Below are 817 nucleotides of genomic sequence, written 5' to 3'. Positions count from 1 at the left end.
GACCCTGGTGCGCGGCTTCCGCCGCGGCTGGCCGGCGGTGACACTGGCGCTGGAAGAGACCAACACCGCCGGCCTGCTTGCGGCGCTGCTGCAGGGGCGGCTGGATGCGGCCTTCATCCGCTACAGCGTAGCCACGCCCTCGGAACTGCAGTTGCTCAAGCTGCCCGACGAACCGATGAAGATCGCGGTGCCGGCGGCGCACCGTCTGGCCAAGCGCCGCCGCGCACCGCTGTCGGCGCTGGCCGGCGAACCCTTCATCCTGTTCCCGCGCAGCTTCGGCACCAGCCTGTACGACGAGATCCTCGATGCCTGCCGCCAGGCCGGTTTCGAACTGAAGATCGAACAGGAAGCGCCGCAGATGTCGTCCATCGTCAACCTGGTGGCCGCCGAACTGGGTGTGTCGGTGGTCCCCGCCTCGACCGCGCAGGTGCAGTTGCCCGGGGTGCGCTACCTGGACATCGAAGGCCGCGTGCCGATGGCGCGCCTGGCCCTGGCCGCGCTGCCGGCCACCGCGCAGGCGATGCCGATCGTGCGCCACCTGTGGCAGTTGGCGCAGGGGCATGCGGCGGGCAGGCGTGGGTAGTGGTGGCAGCACTCCCCTAGCGGCAATGTAGGAGCAGCTTTAGCCGCGAAGGGCTTTACCGATAGAGCTCATCGCCGCCAAAGCTCACTCGTGCGGGTGTGCTTGTCCGACGCGTAAATCAAGCAGCAACAGCAATAGCAACGGCTTTCGCCTTGCGGCGAGTTACTTTGATCAGCCTTTGGCTGCTGAGAAGCGCTTCTTTGCTCGCGCAAAGAAAAGTAACCAAAAGAAAGC

Annotated in this window: 1 protein-coding gene; it reads left to right on the top strand. The window is 66.1% G+C overall.

Translation table 11 applies throughout. The features are described 5' to 3' along the window. Window positions 1–583: LysR substrate-binding domain-containing protein (locus D588_RS0113255; protein WP_017916325.1), on the top strand; the 583-nt coding region annotated here is incomplete at its 5' end. Window positions 584–817: the final 234 nt, after the last annotated feature.

It is taken from the genome of Xanthomonas sp. SHU 308, assembly GCF_000364645.1.
Taxonomy (GTDB): Bacteria; Pseudomonadota; Gammaproteobacteria; order Xanthomonadales; family Xanthomonadaceae; genus Xanthomonas_A; species Xanthomonas_A sontii.
This window is presented reverse-complemented; position numbering and strand designations above follow the sequence as displayed.